We start from the raw sequence: 16,808 nt of genomic DNA, 5'->3' as shown, positions 1-16,808 counted from the left end.
ACCAGCGTGGGCGCGGGCGTCAGCCGAGGTTGGCCTTCTCCGCGCCGATCGTCGTGTCGGCCCCGTGCCCGGTGTGCACGACGGTCTCGTCCGGCAGCGCGAACAGCCGCGTACGGATCGAGTCCTCGATCGTCGGGCGGTCCGAGTACGACCGTCCCGTCGCGCCGGGTCCGCCCTCGAAGAGGGTGTCGCCGGTGAAGACGACGCCGAGGTCCGCGACGTACAGGCAGACCGCGCCCGGCGCGTGACCCGGCGTGTGGAGAACCTCGAGAGTCGTGCCGCCGACCGGGATGCGCTGACCGTCCGTCAGGTCGACGTCCCACAGCTCGTCGGCGTGCGTGAGCTCCCACAGCGGCTTGTCGGCAGGATGCAGGAAGATCGGTGCACCGACACGCTCGCGCAGTGCGGGCGCCACCCGTACGTGGTCGTCGTGCGCGTGGGTGCACACGATCGCCTTGACCGTACGGTCGCCGACGACGGCGAGGATGGCGTCGACGTCGTGCGGGGCATCGATCACGACGCACTCCGAGTCGTCACCGACCACCCAGACGTTGTTGTCGACGTCGAACGTCTCACCGTCGAGCGAGAACGTGCCGGCGACGACACCGTGGTCGACACGCGGGCCGGGCGACGTGCTCATCAGAGCACCACCACCGAGCGCAGGACGTCGCCGTGGTGCATCCGCTCGAAGGCCGCCTCCACGTCGCCGATCCCGATCTCCTCGGTGACGAATGCGTCGAGGTCGAGGCGCCCCTGGCGGTAGAGGTCGACGAACATCGGGAAGTCGCGGCTCGGCAGGCAGTCTCCGTACCAGGACGACTTGAGCGCACCCCCGCGGGAGAAGAAGTCGATCAGCGGGATGTCGGGCAGCTCCATGTCCGGCGTGGGGACACCCACGAGGACGACCGTCCCGGCGAGGTCGCGGGCGTAGAACGCCTGCTTCCAGGTCTCCGGACGCCCGACCGCGTCGATGACGACGTCGGCGCCGAACCCGCCCGTCAGCTCCTTGATCGCCTCGACCGCGTCCGTCTCCGACGAGTTGACCGTGTGGGTGGCGCCCAGGCGCGTCGCGGCATCGAGCTTCTTGGCGTCGATGTCGACGGCGATGATCGTCCCGGCGCCGGCGAGCGCGGAGCCCGCGATCGCGGCGACCCCCACGCCGCCGCAGCCGATCACGGCGACGGACTTGCCGCGGCCGACGTTGCCGGTGTTGATCGCCGCGCCGATGCCAGCCATCACGCCGCAGCCCAGCAGGCCGACGGCCGCGGGCCGCGCCTCGGGGTCGACCTTCGTGCACTGCCCAGCGGCGACGAGCGTCTTCTCGGCGAAGGCGCCGATGCCCAGCGCCGGAGTGAGCGGCGTGCCGTCGGCCAGCGTCATCTGCTGGGTCGCGTTGTGGGTGTTGAAGCAGTACTGCGGCTCGCCGCGCTCGCAGGCCCGGCACTCACCGCAAACCGCGCGCCAGTTCAAGACGACGAAGTCGCCGGGAGCAACCGTGGTGACCCCCTCGCCGACGGCCTCGACGATGCCCGCGGCCTCGTGGCCGAGCAGGAACGGGAACTCGTCGTTGATCCCGCCCTCCCGGTAGTGGAGGTCGGTGTGGCAGACGCCGCACGCCTCGATCTTCACCAGCGCCTCGCCCGGACCCGGGTCGGGCACCAGGATCGTCTCCAGGCTCACCGGCTCTCCGACGGCCCTCGCCACGACACCCTTGACCTCGTGCATCCGTTGCCTCACTTCTCGTCGCTGTCTCGCTGCTCGTTCACGCTACCTTCCGGCTCGCAGATGCTCGGTCCGCGCCGGATTCAGGCGGGCCGTAGCGTGACCGGATGCACCTCGACCTCGTCTCGCTGATCGTCCCCGACTACGACGAGGCGATCAGGTTCTTCGTCGACGTCCTCGGATTCGAGCTCGCCGAGGACTCGCCCTCCCAGACCAACGACGGCCGGCCGAAGCGGTGGGTCGTCGTACGTCCGGCGGGTGGCGGCACGGGACTCCTCCTCGCGCGCGCCGACGGCGAACGCCAGGAGCGCGCCGTCGGCGACCAGTTCGCCGGGAGGGTCGGCCTCTTCCTGCGGGTCGACGACTTCGACGCGTGCGTGGACCCGATGAGGGCGGCAGGAGTCCGGTTCCTGTCCGAGCCTCGTACGGAGCCGTACGGGCGCGTCGCGGTGTTCCTCGACCTGGTCGGCAACCGCTGGGACCTGCTCTCGCAGCACCCTGCCTGAACAGCACGAAGGCCGGCCCCCTCGAGAGGGACCGGCCTCGGTGATGATCTGCGCGCTCGAAGGGATTCGAACCCCTAACCTTCTGATCCGTAGTCAGATGCTCTATCCGTTGAGCTACGAGCGCCCGCTGCGCATTCCTGCGAAGCGACCCCTACTCTAGCGGGTCGTCCCAGGAGACCGAAATCGGGGATGCCCCTTCGTGTGCAAACCACCCGCGAGAACCTCTCCTCGCGATAGGTTTCCCTGGCCGGTGGCAGTGTTCTGAACTGCGCCGATGGCCGCAACCCCCGTAGATCCGAGGTACCCCCATGACCCCACCCGTGCGTGCCCGAAGGCGCCCGCTCACGACCGTCGTCGCCCTGACGGCCGTCACCGCCGCGACGCTGGCGATGACGGGCCCCGCGCTCGCCGACACCCCGACGGCTCCCGCCGTCGGCTCTGCGTGCCCCGCCGCCTTCCCCGCTGCCGAGCTCGTCCGCCCGACCAGCACCACCCCCGGCACGACGGTCGAGGGGCTCACGGTCTCCTCCGGCACGACACCGGACACCGTCACCGGCGAGTTCGTCGGGACTCTCGAGGACGGCATCGCCCCCGGCATCGACATGCTGATCTTCAAGATGTCGGGCTCGCGCATCACCAACGCCGCAGGCGCCGTCGACCGCGGGATCTGGTCCGGGATGTCCGGCACCCCGCTGTACGCCGCCGACGGCCGCCTCGTCGGCGCGGTCTCGTACGGGCAGTCGTACGCGCCGAGCGAGTACGCGGGCGTCACCCCGGCCGCCGACCTCTACCGCGCCGGCTCGTACGGTGCCGCCGCGGCAGCGCCGATCACCTCGAAGGTCGCCTCGGCCATGCGGTCGACCGGTGCCTCCGCCGCCGCCACCTCCGGCTCCATGCGCCGCCTCCCGACGCCCGTGGCGCTGCCGGCCGGGCTGTCGACCGCGAAGGCCAACGCCATCGCCAAGAAGGCGCGCCTCAAGGGCGTCACGTTCCGCTCGGGCAGCGCCAGCGGGCGTACGAGCACGCAGAAGATCCCTGTCGCACCGGGCTCGAACGTCGCCGCCTCGTACTCGTACGGGTCGTTCACGCTCGCCGGCGTCGGCACCACGACCGCGGTCTGCGACTCGACCGTCTACGCGTTCGGGCACCCGATGGACTGGAAGGGCAAGACCAAGCTCTCGCTGCACGGCGCCGACGCCGTCTACGTCGAGCGTGACCTCGACGGCTCGTTCAAGCTGGCCAACGTGGGCGCCCCGATCGGCTCTGTGACGCAGGACCGGCTCGCGGCGATCGTCGGCACCGTGGGGGCGGTGCCCACCGGTGCCAAGATCACGACGACCAACCGCTTCGGCACTCGTACGCGCACCTCGTCGAGCACCGCCGTGTCGCCGGACTGGATCTCCACGCTCGCGGCGATGCAGTCGAGCTACGACTCCTGGACGGTCACCGACGGCACGTTCGGCGGCGAGGCCCGCGCCACCCGCACGATCCGCCTGCGCCGCGCGAACGGGCAGATCCTGACCTACCGCCGCAGCGACATCACTGCCGACCGGTCCGACATCACCGCGGGCGCCGCCGATCAGCTCGCCGGCGACATCGAGTCGCTGCTGTCGAACGACTTCGAGCCCGTGACGATCGTCGACGCCACCCAGACGTCGACGGTCAACGAGGGGTACAAGGCGTACTCGGTCGGCCGCGTCCAGGCCAAGCAGTTCGGCCAGTGGACGACGGTCAACGACGAGGACGGCGTGATGGCGCGCCGCGGCGGCTACCTGCGCCTGCGCGTGACGCTGGTGCGCGACAAGGGCGCGGCCGGCCCCGCGCGCAAGGTCGTGAGCCTCAAGGTCAAGGTGCCTCGCAAGAAGCTCAAGAGCCCGATCGGCCTCCTCTCGATCACCGGCGGCGCCGGCATGGGCCAGGACGAGTGGGAGTACTACGAGGAGTACAGCGAGGAGGCGTACGCAGCCGCGGGCGACGCCACCGGGCTGCCGGGCCTCATCCGCGCGATGTCGACCGCGGAGCGCGGCAACGACGTGACCGCGGTGCTGAGCATGGGCTCGGGCCGCCGCGCGGTCGACAAGACGGCCCGCAAGGCGACCGCCACCGTGGTCAGCGGCGGTGTCATGCTCCCCGTGATCCGCTACGGCAAGGCGCCCAAGAAGCGCTGACACCCGCTCGTACGGCCAAGGGCCCGCACCCCCGTTCGGGGTGCGGGCCCTTCCGCTCGCGAGAGGGTGCCGCGTAGATCGCGAGAGACCCCAGACACCCGGGGTCTCTCGCGAGCGGTGCGAAAGTCTCTCGCGAGCGGGCGAGCTAGTTGGCGGTGGAGATGTCGACGTAGCCGATCTTGGTGTTGGTCCCGCCGAGCGCATCGACCGTGAGCCGCCCGTCCTCCACGGTGACCTCGACGGTCGCGGTCTTGTGCCGTGTCGCGCTGCCGGCGCCGCCGCTCGGGACGAACGCGTCGATCGCCCGCGTGCCCTCGACGTTGAGCGTGTGGATCTCCGGGTCGGAGTTCACGTTCGGGTCGCCGACGGCGACGGTGACGTCGTACGACCCGTTGGGCACCGCGATCTCCCACCGGCCGGCCTGGGGCGTGCCGTTGAAGTTCGGCACGTCGTCGGCCTGCATGTGCATGAACGTGTCGAGGCGCAGGTCCGGCTGCGTCGACTGACGCCAGCGCCCGTTGCCAGGCCCGGTCGTCCCGCCGACCGACAGGTTGAGCGGCTGGAGCGTCGTCTCCCCGAGCCACCCGTACGTCAGGCCCGTGCCCTGGTCGGATCGCGTCCGCGCGCCGAACGCCTGCCCGTAGTCCTTCAGGTACCCCGTCGCGAGCGGCGCCGCCTCGTTGCCGAAGTCGACCTTGACGTCCACCTCCTGCGCGGCGGCCGTCGGGGTCGCCGTCGCGGTGCCGTCACCGGAGTTGCCGAGGCCCTTGTAGACGGCGCGCACCACGTAGTAGTACGTCGTGCCGTTCACTGCCGTCGTGTCGGTGAACGTCGTCGCCGTGATCGGGTCGCTCGACGTCGGTCCGCTGATCAGCGACGCGTCGTTCACCGCGAAGCCCGGAGTCGTCCCGCGCCACACCCGGTAGCCGACACCCACGTCGTACGGGTTGCGGCCCCACGAGAGCGTCACCGTGTTGTTGCCCGGGGTGGCGACGACCTGCGGCGTGGTGATGACCTCGGGACGGAGGTTGGTCACCAGGTAGACGTTGTCCTGGTAGTCGTAGTTGATCCCCGCGTAGTCCATCGAGAGCAGGTACGACCCGGGGACGAGCGTGCCGTCGCGGTCCTTGACCGGCCAGAGACGCACGTGCTGCCCGCACGGTGCGACGCAGCCGTTGTCGATGTCGACCTGCGCGTTGTTCTTGGTGTGGTCGCCGTGCTCGCCGTCGACGGCGAATCCGAAGCTCGCACCGGGCGTGAACGACCCCGCGGCCGGCCCGGCGCCCACGTTGTTGGTGACCCGCGGCAGGAGCGACTGCGCGTACTGGCCTCCCATCCCGAACAGCGTCGTCAGGGACCCCGTCTTGTTCTGCCAGCGCAGCGACGCACCGTTGGGATAGGTGTGGAACCCCGCGAGCTGGCGCACCGTCACCGGCTTGGTGGTGTCGACGCGCGACCAGTACGGCGAGAGGACCTCGTCGCCGATCGGCGCGAACTCGCCCTTGCTCGTGAACCCGTTCGGGATGTTGCTGCCGATCCCGAACGCCTTCGCGATCTGCGAGAGGTTCGGTTCCTGCCCGCCCTCGCTCTGCGACTGCCAGAGGCCGCCGAGCTGGATGACCTGCTGCGGGTTGGTCGCCGCGTTCGACTGGACCGTGAGGGTGCCGTTGTGGACCTTCGTCGACTGGGCGACGAACTTCACCGTGAGGTCGCGGGTCGTCCCCGGCGCCACGGTGAACGGCAGCGCCGGCGGGTTCACCAGCTCGAACTGACCCGTGATCGGCAGCCCGGTCACCTGGAACGCGGCGGTCCCAGGGTTGGTGATCTGCACCGTGCCGGTGTCGGCCATCTTCTGGTTGCCGTCGGCCGTCGTCTGCAGCCGGTTGAACGCGATCTGGTCGGCGAACGGGACGGGGTCGGGGTTCACCGCCTTGAGCACGGCACCCTCGACCTCCGACGGCACGTACGGCTTGACGTTGCGGACGAGCAGCACGATGTCCTGGCTGTCGAAGGGCGAGCCCGGCACCTCCTCGGTCGCCACCACGTACGCGTTGGGCTCGACCGAGCCGTCGGCGTTCTTGTACGGGTAGACGCGGATGTGGTGCGGGTAGGTCGCGTCCCAGGTGTTGAGGGCGTCCTCGGTGTACGCCTTGCGGCCGCCGAAGTACGGCCACTCGGAGTAGAACCCGAAGACCGTCTCCTCACCCGGGTCGATGTTCGTCGTCGAGCCGGTGGGGTTGAGCATCAGCCCCTGCGCCTCGGCCGCCTTGATCGAGAACTGCGGGTGGAGCGCGTTCGGCTTGCCCGCCTCGTACCAGCCGACGTGCACCGCCGGGTCGTTGTTCTGCGGCCCGTACGCCGCCAGCGGCGTGATGCTGATCGGCGCGTCGAAGGCGGCCTTCTGGAAGCGCTGCGCCGCGATCTCGTCACCGATCGGCCCCTGCGTCGCGGGCATCGACGCGTTCGCCGGGTCGGGGTCGCCGACGTTGATAGGGATCTGCAGCGTGTCCATGATGCGCTGCAGCGACGGCTCGTTGGCGCCACCGAGCCCGGCCGCCGCCAGACCGCGCAGCGCGACCGTACGCGGGCCGGCGGACGTCGCGACCTGCAGCGTCGCCGCCTTCACGCCGACCGACGTGGGACGGAAGGTGACCGCGATCTGCGCGGACGCGCCGGGCGCGACCGTGATCGGCGCCGCGTTGGGTGTGGTCGTCGCGAACATCGCCGCGTCGGTCCCGGCGAACGTCAGCCCACCGGCCGGGATCGTCAGCGTGTCCGTCCCGGTGTTGGTGACGGTCGCCGACGCCGCCGGGGACGTCGCGTTCACCGGCCCGCTGAGCACCACTCGCGGCGTGACGTCCGCCCCGGGACCGCCGACACCGCCGCGCGGCTTGACGAGCGAGATCGTCCCGTTGCCGAGCTGCGTGACGTACAGGTTGCCGTTGGCCGGGTCCTCGGTCACGTCGAGCGGCTGGTTGAAGCCGGTCAGGCCGGTGGTGCCGACCTTGCGGTTCGACAGCGTGCCGTTGGCCGCGACGTCGAACGTCACGATGTCCTGGCCCTGGCTGTAGCGGACGTAGAGCAGCTTGCCGCGGAGCGCTCCTCCGAAGGCGTTGCTCTTGTACTCGATGACGCCGTTGGCGCTCGCGTGCTGGCCCGCGTCGAACACGCCGGCCAGGTCGTAGTTCGGGTCCGCTGCCGTCCCCACGGGGTAGCGGGCAGTCTCGAACGGATCGGTGCCGGCGGTCGGGTTGCCGTTGTTGAGGATGTACTCGCAGCGGCTCGGGTTCGGGTGGCCGTAGTACTTCCCCTGGCGGACGCGGAAGACGTAGTCGGTCTCCGCGTTCGGGTTGTTGGTGATGCCCGCGATGCCGGTCGGCCCGCTGTAACCCCCGTCGGGGCGCTTGGCGCAGTGCGAAGGCAGCGTCGTCGGGACGGCCGGGACGTTGCCGCCGGCGGCCGAGCCGTTCGTCGGCACGTACAGGCTGCCGTTGCTGTGCCAGACGAGGTCGTACGCGTTGCGGATGCCGCTGCCGTAGACCGTCACCGGCGCGTTCGCGGCGAACGGGTCGTACGCCTCCGGCCGCACGTCCAGCGGCAGCTGGGCCGGCAGCTTCGTCGGGTCGACGCGCAGCGTGGCCGCCGACAGCGGGTGCTCCTCGCGGTTGCCCCACGTCCCGTCGGCCCCGCCCATGGCGTTGTTCGCGCCGACGTTGAAGTAGACGGCGCCGTCGGGTCCGAACGCGACCGAGTTCGCCTCGTGGTCCTTGATCGAGCGTGGCAGGCCCGTCAGCACGGCGGTGTAGGTGCCGAGGTTGGGCCCGGTCAGCTTCGCGAGGCGACCGCTGAGGTCGGGCACGTTGTTCTGGCCGACGTACGGGGCGTTGTCGGTGATCCAGAGGATCGGGTTCGTCGGGGTCGAGGCCGGGTCGAACGCGAGCCCGATGACCGTACGGGTCCCCTTGACGTACGTGTCGCCGCTGGCTGCGCTGTTGGAGTAGTCGCGGACGGTGGTGATCTTGAACCGGTTGGTGAGCTTGCCGTCCGCCGCGATGTCGAAGCGGTAGAGGTCACCCGCCAGCGTCGCGGCGTACATCCGGCCGTCGGGGCCCTTGGTGATGCTCGAGTAGCCCATCTCCGCGCCGGTCGCCGCGGGCGCGCCCGAGTCGGACTTGTCGAACGCGACCGGTCCGCCGCCCCCGGTGGTCTCGCCGGTGGTGAACACGCTCGAGTACGGCAGGAACGCGTGCCCGGCGACGTCCTTGACGGCGTCGGTGACGGTGTAGCGGTAGAGCGTGTTCGCCTCGAGCGCCTGCTTGGGCGAGAGGTTGATGACGTCGGCGCCACCGCTGGTGATGACGTTGGCGTCGACCGTGGTGCCGTCCGACACCTTGGTCAGCGTGACGCTGGCGCCGCTCAGCGAGCCCGGGGCAACGCCGCTGCCGACCAGGTTGAGGTCGTTCACGACGCTGCCCGTGGGCGAGAAGCCGGTGGCGAGGTTGGCCGGCGTCGACGTGCGCACCGAGGGCCGCAGCGACGCACCGGCGACGCTGTCGACCGTCACCCAGTTGATCTTGGTGTTGGTGCCCCCGCTCGGCGAGACCGTCAGCCTGCCGTCGGTCACGTTGACCGTACGGGCGGCCGTGGCGTGCTTCGTCGGCGACCCGGCCGCGCCGGTGGGGACGTACGCGGCGACCGCGTTCTGGTCCTCGACGTTGAGCCAGTGGACGGAGTCGGTCGCCGTGCCGGCGTCACCGACCGAGACCTCGACGCGGTACGCGCCGTTCGGCACCTCCATCTCCCAGTACGCCGGGATCTTCACACCCTGCGACGCGTTCTCCGGCAGCTGCATGTGGATCAGGCCGGCACGCAGCACCGGGGTCCCGACGGGTGCGCCGCCGGCAGCGCCGTCGAGGCGGTTGCGTCCGTTGCCGACGATGCTCAGCGGCTCGACCGTGCCGAGGCGCATCCACCCGTACGCCAGCCCGGTGCCCTGGTCGGCGCCGGTCCGGACGCCGTACGCCTGGCCGAAGTCCTTCAGGTAGCCGGTCGGCGGCGCGCTGGCCTCGTCGGCGAAGCGCACCGCACGGTGCACGTCCGGCTCGGACGGCGCGTCGGTGCTGACGATCGACAGGTGGTTCATCTTGGTGTTGGTGCCGCCGATCGCGTCGACCGTGAGGCGGCCGTCGGTCACGTGGACGACGCTGGTGCCCGTCTCGTACTCCTTCGCGGCCGACGCCTGGAAGCCGCCGACGACGGTGACGCCCTCGGCGCGGATGGTGTGCAGGCTGTCGTACCCGGTGCCGCCCGGCTGGTCACCGACGCTGACGCTGACCTCGTACCAGCCGTCGGGCACCGCCCGCTCGAACGCCCCCGCCGTGAGGGTGCCGTTGTTCGGGTTGGCGTTGGCGATGTCGCCGTACTGCAGGTGGATGAGCCTGTTCTGCAGCGCCGTCACCGGAGCCGTACGGGTGCGGACGCGGGTGTTCTTCGTGAGGTCGAGCGGAACGTGCGTGGCGGTCGCGAGGCTCGCCTGCGTGACCCAGCCGATGCCCGCCGCGTCGGTCCAGGCCGAGCCGTCGTTCTTGGTCCAGCCGGCGGGGACGGCGTTGTCGGCGGTCGTGGTGAAGACGTACTTCTCGTCGACGTCGCCCGGCGGCTCCGGCTCGTCGGTGCTGTCGACCTCGACGTAGTTGAGCTTGGTGTTCGTGCCGCCGACGGCGTCGATCGTGAGCCGGCCGTCGGTGACCTCGACCGTCTTCGTCGCCGTCTCGTACTCCTTGGCGGTGGTGCCCTTGAACGCGTCGATCGCCTTGACGCCCTCGACGTTGACGGTGTGCGTGCTGTCGTAGCCGTTCGCGCCACCGCTCTGGTCGCCGACGGAGACCTTCACGGCGTACCAGCCGTCGGGCACCGCGAGCTCGAACGCGCCCGAGACCGTGTTCTGCCCGCCCTGCAGCGGCGGGGTCGACGTGCCGTACTGGAGGTGGATGAGGCTGTTCTGCAGCGCGGTCACCGGCGCGGTCCGCGTACGGAACCGCGTGTTGGTCGTCATGTCCAGCGGCACGTGCGTGGCGACGCTCAGGCTGTCCTCGCGGACGAAGCCGTTGCCCGCGGCGTCGGTCCACGGGGTGCCGGTGTGCTTGGTGTAGCCGGCGACGCCGGGCCCGGACGCGGGCTGGAACACGAACTTCTCGTGGACCGGCTCCGGCTCGGGCTCGGGTGTGGTGACCTCGACGGTCTCCGACGCGGCCGAGGCGTTGCCCGTCTTGTCGACGGCGACCACCCAGTACGCGTACGCGGTGCCGGGCGCGACGGTCGTGTCGACGTACTCCGAGGCCTCGACCGCGGCGATCGGCGGGTCGTCGGCGAGCGGTGCGGCCGCTCCGACCACGGTCCGGTAGACCGCGTAGTGGTCGAGGTCGGCCTCCGCGTTGTCCGCCCAGTCGAGCGCGACCTGGCCTTCGCTCGCGGTGGCCTTCAGCCCGGTCGGCGCAGCGGGAGGCGTCGCGTCGAGCGGCGTCGCCGACGCGCTGGCCGAGGCAGGAGACCGGTTGCCGTGGCCGTCCACGGCGACCACGACGTAGAAGTAGGTCGTGCCGTTGGTGACGTCCTCGTCGGTGAAGCTCGCCGTCGGCAGGAGGCCCGGGCCGCCGATGCCGTCGCCGGTGGTCGGGACGTCAGCGGTCGTCGCCCGGTACACGCGGTAGCCCGCGAGGTCGACCTCGGGGCCCGCCGTCCAGGTCAGCGCGACCTGGCCGTCGGCAGCGGTCGCGGCGAGGCCCGTCGGCGCGGCCGGAGCCGTCATGTCCGTCGGGGCCGCGTCGACGCCTGCCGACAGCGGCGAGTCGTTGCCGCTCTCGTCGAAGGCCGACAGCGCGTACGTGTAGAGCGTGTCGTTCTCGACGTCGTCGTCGGTGTAGCCGGTCGCACCCGCGCCGAGCGTGGCGATCGCGACGTACGTGCCGGCGCCGGTCTTGCGGAACACGGTGTAGCCGTCGAGGTCGTCCTCGCCGTTGGCGGTCCAGGTCAAGGCGACCTCACCGTCTCCCGCGGTGGCCGCGAGGCCGGTCGGCACGGCCGGCGGCGTCGTGTCGTCCGGCGGGTCGGAGACGGGGGTGGCCGGCACCGCGTTCGACGGGGCCGACTCGTTCCCGGCCTTGTCGCGGGCGCGGATCACGTACAGGTAGTCGATGCCGTTCTCGGCGCTGGTGTCGGTCACGGTGGTGACGCCTGCACCTGCGGTGATCTCGATCGCGATCCCGGTGCCGTCGGCGCGGGTCCGCGTGATCACGTACCCGTCGAGGTCGGGCTCGGTGTTCGCGGTCCAGGTCAGCGTCACCTCGCCGTCACCGGGGGCCGCCTCCAGCCCCTTCGGCGTCGCGGGTGCGCTCTTGTCCAGCGGGGTGGCCGCGACCAGGGCCGGCGAGGAGGAGTTGCCCGAGGTGTCGCGGGCGACGAGGGAGTAGACGTACGCGGTCCCGTTGACGGCGGTGCCGTCGGTGGCCGTGGTCGCGGTCTTGGCGAGGTTCCAGGTCTTCGGGCCGTCGCCGCCGCCGGTGCGGCGAAGGACGTAACCGGCGAGGTCGGCCTCGGTGTTCTTCTTCCAGGTCAGCGTGACCTTGCCGTCACCGGCGTCGGCGACGAGCCCGCTCGGGGTCTTGGGAGCGACCTTGTCGCGCGGCGTCGCACGGACGGCCGCGCTCGGGCGCGAGGCGTTGCGGCGGTGGTCGACCGCCACGACCGCGTACGAGGAGGTGGTCCCGTTGGTCAGCCCGGTGACGGTGTAGCGCGGGGTCGTGACCTCGCGGACGAGGCGACCGTCCCGGTAGATCCGGTAGCCACGCAGGTCGAGCGCGTAGGACGCCTTCCAGCTGAGCGCGACGGCACGGTCACCGGCGACCGCGCGTAAGCCGGTCGGCTTGGGCGGTGCCGTCCGGTCGGGGGCCTTGACGTACTCGGCGCGGACGGCGCCGGCGCCGGACTTCTTCACGTACCGGACCTCGAAGGTGTGCATGCCCTTGCGCAGCTTGCGCACACCCGCGGCGTACCGGCCCTTGGTCGAGGTGGCGACCGTACGCCCGTCGATGCGCAGCACCGCCTTGGCGGTGGCGCGCGCCCGTAGCTCGTACGAGCCCTTCACCTTGCGGGTCGTCGTCCAGCGCACGGAGAACGGCTTGCGCTTGGCCGGGTACGTGGCGGCGACGCGCTTCTCGCAGCGCGTGACGACCGGCTTGCCCTTGAAGGAGGTGCCCTTGTAGTACTGCGCGAGCCAGCGGCCGGACTTGGCGCACTTGCTCGCGCTCGGAGCGGCGGAGGCGGGATCACTGAGGCCCGGTGCGAGAGCGAGCAGCGCGGCGACGAGAGCGAGAGCGAGGACGGCGGCGAGGGGACGGCGGGGCTGAACGACCGTGTTCATGGGCTGCTCCGGGAGGGCCGAGGAAATGAAGAAACCCTAGAAACGCCTTCCGGGCGGTGTCCGGAAAATCTAGAAACCTTACATTTGGGCTACTGCCCCAATTCGGCCGGTCGTCGGGAGTTTTGTCGGGCCGATCAACTTAAAAGCGCAGGTCAGAGCGGGTATGTGATGTAGTTCACTAACGCGACCCCCGAGTAACAAACCTCTCGACGGGGCATACATTGACAGCACGGCGCACGCGATTCGGACCGGTCGAACGGCTGAGACCACGTGCGCCGAGACCACCTATCCACATCAGCTGGCCGGTCACAGGATGACGCGGACAGTGCGATCAACACGCTTGAATCGCGATGCGAGAAGGACAACACACACCATGGCCGCAGACATCACCACCGGCGACCCCCTCACGACCACGTACCGCTCGACGCATGCCGAGCTCCAGGCGTGGGTCGATGAGGTTGCCGCGCTGACCAAGCCCGACTCGATCACCTGGATCGAGGGGACCGCCGACGAGTGGACCCGCCTCACCGACGAGCTCGTCGAAGCCGGCACCTTCGTGCGCCTCGACGAGACCAAGAAGCCCAACTCCTTCTGGTGCGCCTCCGATCCCACCGACGTCGCCCGCGTCGAGGACCGCACCTTCATCTGCAGCGTCGACGAGGCGGACGCAGGCCCCACCAACAACTGGATGGCGCCCGCGGACATGAAGGCCCTCATGACCGAGCTGTACGACGGGTCGATGCGCGGCCGCACCATGTACGTCATCCCGTTCGTCATGGGGCACCTCGACTCGGCGCACCCGATGTTCGGCGTCGAGATCACCGACTCCGCGTACGTCGTGGCGTCGATGACCGTGATGGCGCGCGTCGGCCGCGAGGTCCTCGACAAGATCGAGGCCACCAACGCCTCGTACGTGCCCGCGCTGCACTCCGTCGGCGCCCCGCTCGAGCCCGGCCAGGCGGACGTGCCGTGGCCGTGCAACGACACCAAGTACATCGTGCAGTTCCCCGAGGAGCGCATGATCTGGTCGTACGGGTCCGGCTACGGCGGCAACGCGCTGCTCGGCAAGAAGTGCTACTCGCTCCGCATCGCCTCGGTGATGGGCCGCGACGAGGGCTGGCTCGCCGAGCACATGCTGATCCTCAAGCTGACCTCGCCCGAGAACGAGGTCAAGTACATCGCGGCCGCCTTCCCGAGCGCGTGCGGCAAGACCAACCTCGCGATGGTCGAGCCCACGATCGAGGGCTGGAAGGTCGAGACCCTCGGCGACGACATCGCGTGGATGCGCGTCGGCGCCGACGGCCGTCTGTACGCGGTCAACCCGGAGTTCGGCCTGTTCGGCGTCGCGCCGGGCACCGGCTGGGACACCAACGCCAATGCGATGCGCACCATCGCCAAGGGCAACTCGGTGTTCACCAACGTCGCGCTCACCGACGACGGTGACGTGTGGTGGGAGGGCATGACCGACGAGACGCCCGCGCACCTCACCGACTGGAAGGGCCGCGACTGGACGCCGGAGTCCGGGGAGCTCTCCTCGCACCCCAACAGCCGCTTCTGCACCCCGATCCGTCAGTGCCCGATCCTCGCGCCGGAGTACGACGACCCCAACGGTGTCCCGATCGACGCGATCCTCTTCGGCGGCCGTCGCAAGACGACGATCCCGCTTGTCACCGAGGCCCGCGACTGGACGCATGGCACCTTCATGGGCGCCACGCTCTCGTCGGAGACCACGGCCGCGGCGACCGGTGCGGTCGGTGTCGTCCGTCGTGACCCGATGGCGATGCTGCCGTTCATCGGCTACGACGCCGGTGACTACTTCAGCCACTGGATCTCGATGGCGAAGAACAACGACGAGTCGAAGTTCCCGAAGATCTTCTACGTCAACTGGTTCCGCCGCGACGAGGACGGCTCGTTCCTGTGGCCGGGCTTCGGTGAGAACAGCCGCGTGCTCAAGTACGTCGTCGAGCGCATCGAGGGCAAGGTCGACGCCGTCGAGACGCCGATCGGCCTCGTGCCCGCGCCGGGTGCCCTCGACACCGACGGCCTGGACGTCAGCGACGAGCAGATGGCCAAGGCGCTCGCCGTCGACGTCGACGAGTGGAAGGCCGAGATCCCGCAGATCAACGAGTGGTTCGAGAAGTTCGGCGACAAGCTGCCGGCCGTTCTCTGGACCGAGCTCGACGGCCTGAAGGCTCGCCTGGAGGCCTGAGACCCCCGCACCGACGCCCCGCCGCTCACGCAGCCGGCGGGGCGTCGTGCTGTCTGCGTACGACCGTGGTCGGACGCGCCCTCGCCAGGTCCCGACTCGAGGCTGACGGTTGACGGCGCCCACCGTCGTACGGTCGCGGAGTGCTCATCTCCGACCCTCTGTCACGGTTGATCGCCGAAGCCGGCACCGCTCTCCCGCCCGCGGTCGCGCTCCTGCCCGACGCCGGTCTCGTCGTTCTCGCGCTGCTCCTCGCGGCCGCCTCGTACGGGCGTGGCCCGCGGCCGCTCGCCGTCGGGATCGCCGCAGGTGTCGGCGTCGTCCTCTCGTACGGCGCGAGCGAGCTGCTCAAGCTGGTCGTCCGCGACGAGCGCCCGTGCCGCACCGTCGAGGCGCTCGCCGCCTGCCCGGCGCCGGGTGACTGGGCGTGGCCGAGCAACCACGCGACGATCGCCGCCGCGCTCGCGACGGCGGTGGCGCTGGTGCTGCCGCGTTGGTGGCGGTACGCGGTGCCGGTCGCCGCCGTGGTCGCGCTCGGGCGCGTCGTGATCGGCGTGCACGATCTCGCGGACGTCGCGGCGGGGACCGCGCTCGGGGTCGTCGTCACCGTCGCGATCGCGCGGCTGCTCGCTCCCGCGACCGCGGCCCTCCTCGTACGCCGCCGCGTGCCGTAGGCCCCACGAAGCCACGGTTTCTGGGACCAAGCGCGCCTTGTACGCGTGGCTTCGACCCAGAAACCGTGGCTTCGTCGCTCAGTCCGTGCGCGGCGCCCAGCCGATGGCGGGCAGGACCTCCTCGGTCAGCGCGGCGAGGTGCTCGACGTTGTACGCGACGCCGAGCATGTTCGGCACCGTGATCAGCAGCGTGTCGGCGGCCCGTACGGCGGCGTCGGCGGCGAGCTCCTCGGCGAGCGCGGCCGGCTCACCGACGTACGACTTCCCGAACCGCGCGACGAGGCCGTCGATCATGCCGACCTGGTCGGCGTCGGAGCGCTCGCCGAAGTACGCGCGGTCGGTGTCGTCGAGCAGCGGGACGATGCTGCGACTCACCGAGACGCGCGGTTCGCGCTCCCAGCCCTCCTCGGCCCACGCCTCGCGGAAGCGCGCGATCTGTTCGGCCTGCAGCTGGTCGAACGCCACGCCGGTGTCCTCGGTCAGCAGCGTGGAGGACATGAGGTTCATCTGCTGCTTCGCGGTCCACTCCGCCGTCGCGCGTGTGCCCGAACCCCACCAGATGCGCTCGCGGAGCCCGGGCGACTGCGGCTGGATCGCGAGCGGCACCTGCTGGCCCGTCATCTTCGGGTCGGAGAGCGCCACGCCGGCGCCCTCGATCGCGGCGAGGAACAGCTCGTTGTGCGTCCGCGCCATGTCTGCGTCCGTCTTGCCCTCGGGCGGGACGAACCCGAACGACTCGTAGCCGCGCTGCGCGTTTTCCGGTGACCCGCGGCTGACACCGAGCTGGAGCCGCCCGGCGCTGATCAGGTCGGCGGCCGCCGCCTGCTCCGCCATCGCGAACGGGTTCTCGTACCGCATGTCGATCACGCCGGTGCCGATCTCGATCCGCGACGTCCGTGCCGCGATGGCGGCCAGCAGCGGGAACGGCGAAGCGAGCTGCCGGGCGAAGTGGTGCACCCGTACGTATGCTCCGTCGAGCCCGAGCTTCTCCACCTCGACGGCGAGCTCGATGGACTGCAGCAGCGCGTCCTGCGCCGTACGGACCTGCGAACCGGGGACGGCCTGCCAGTGGCCGAAGGACAGAAAGCCGACGTTCTTCACACCACTGGGGAG

The 16,808-nt window shown here is 70.6% G+C and carries 8 protein-coding genes and 1 tRNA gene; 4 read left to right on the top strand and 5 right to left on the bottom strand.

What is annotated here, in order from left to right; genetic code table 11:
• Positions 1 to 19: 19 nt before the first annotated feature.
• Together NYZ95_RS00220 and NYZ95_RS00215 are read right to left on the bottom strand one after the other, a co-directional pair.
• Positions 20 to 640, bottom strand: coding sequence for an MBL fold metallo-hydrolase (locus tag NYZ95_RS00220; protein ID WP_262847558.1), 621 nt, complete (start codon positions 638 to 640; stop codon positions 20 to 22).
• Positions 640 to 1,725, bottom strand: coding sequence for an S-(hydroxymethyl)mycothiol dehydrogenase (locus NYZ95_RS00215; RefSeq protein WP_262847556.1), 1,086 nt, complete (start codon positions 1,723 to 1,725; stop codon positions 640 to 642). Before NYZ95_RS00215 ends, NYZ95_RS00220 begins: the two co-directional genes overlap by 1 nt.
• Before the next feature lie 104 nt (positions 1,726 to 1,829).
• Here NYZ95_RS00215 and NYZ95_RS00210 point away from each other — a divergent pair, with 104 nt between their 5' ends.
• Positions 1,830 to 2,228, top strand: coding sequence for a VOC family protein (locus NYZ95_RS00210; protein WP_262847555.1), 399 nt, complete (start codon positions 1,830 to 1,832; stop codon positions 2,226 to 2,228).
• 51 nt (positions 2,229 to 2,279) lie between these two features.
• Here the strand turns inward: NYZ95_RS00210 and NYZ95_RS00205 are convergent.
• Positions 2,280 to 2,352, bottom strand: a tRNA-Arg gene (locus NYZ95_RS00205).
• 184 nt (positions 2,353 to 2,536) lie between these two features.
• Between NYZ95_RS00205 and NYZ95_RS00200 the strand changes: the two genes are divergently transcribed.
• A complete protein-coding gene (locus tag NYZ95_RS00200; protein ID WP_262847554.1) occupies positions 2,537 to 4,396 on the top strand; it encodes a hypothetical protein in 1,860 nt (619 codons plus the stop codon).
• 145 nt (positions 4,397 to 4,541) lie between these two features.
• On the opposite strand, the gene NYZ95_RS00195 is transcribed toward NYZ95_RS00200, so the two are convergent.
• Positions 4,542 to 12,815: a choice-of-anchor D domain-containing protein gene (locus tag NYZ95_RS00195; RefSeq protein WP_262847553.1), complete on the bottom strand. Its 8,274-nt coding sequence runs from the start codon at positions 12,813 to 12,815 to the stop codon at positions 4,542 to 4,544.
• A 373-nt stretch (positions 12,816 to 13,188) separates the two neighbouring features.
• Between NYZ95_RS00195 and NYZ95_RS00190 the strand changes: the two genes are divergently transcribed.
• Positions 13,189 to 15,024 carry a phosphoenolpyruvate carboxykinase (GTP) gene (locus tag NYZ95_RS00190; RefSeq protein ID WP_262847551.1) on the top strand — a complete coding sequence of 612 codons (1,836 nt, stop codon included), beginning with the start codon at positions 13,189 to 13,191 and terminating at the stop codon, positions 15,022 to 15,024.
• A 140-nt stretch (positions 15,025 to 15,164) separates the two neighbouring features.
• Positions 15,165 to 15,695 carry a phosphatase PAP2 family protein gene (locus tag NYZ95_RS00185; protein ID WP_262847549.1) on the top strand — a complete coding sequence of 177 codons (531 nt, stop codon included), beginning with the start codon at positions 15,165 to 15,167 and terminating at the stop codon, positions 15,693 to 15,695.
• A gap of 78 nt (positions 15,696 to 15,773) precedes the next feature.
• Here the strand turns inward: NYZ95_RS00185 and NYZ95_RS00180 are convergent, their stop codons facing one another.
• A complete protein-coding gene (locus NYZ95_RS00180; protein ID WP_262847547.1) occupies positions 15,774 to 16,796 on the bottom strand; it encodes an LLM class flavin-dependent oxidoreductase in 1,023 nt (340 codons plus the stop codon).
• Between the last annotated feature and the right edge of the window lie 12 nt (positions 16,797 to 16,808).

This window comes from Mumia quercus, assembly GCF_025506335.1.
Lineage (GTDB): Bacteria > Actinomycetota > Actinomycetes > Propionibacteriales > Nocardioidaceae > Mumia > Mumia quercus.
Note: the sequence above shows the minus strand (reverse complement) of the source record. Positions and strands in the feature narration are given on the sequence as shown.

Bases quoted from the DNA above. Each gene is read 5' to 3' on its own strand.
- NYZ95_RS00220 (WP_262847558.1), bottom strand. From the start codon at position 640: ATGAGCACGTCGCCCGGCCCGCGTGTCGACCACGGTGTCGTCGCCGGC.
- NYZ95_RS00210 (WP_262847555.1), top strand. From the start codon at position 1,830: ATGCACCTCGACCTCGTCTCGCTGATCGTCCCCGACTACGACGAGGCG.
- NYZ95_RS00215 (WP_262847556.1), bottom strand. From the start codon at position 1,725: ATGCACGAGGTCAAGGGTGTCGTGGCGAGGGCCGTCGGAGAGCCGGTG.
- NYZ95_RS00190 (WP_262847551.1), top strand. From the start codon at position 13,189: ATGGCCGCAGACATCACCACCGGCGACCCCCTCACGACCACGTACCGC.
- NYZ95_RS00200 (WP_262847554.1), top strand. From the start codon at position 2,537: ATGACCCCACCCGTGCGTGCCCGAAGGCGCCCGCTCACGACCGTCGTC.
- NYZ95_RS00195 (WP_262847553.1), bottom strand. From the start codon at position 12,815: ATGAACACGGTCGTTCAGCCCCGCCGTCCCCTCGCCGCCGTCCTCGCT.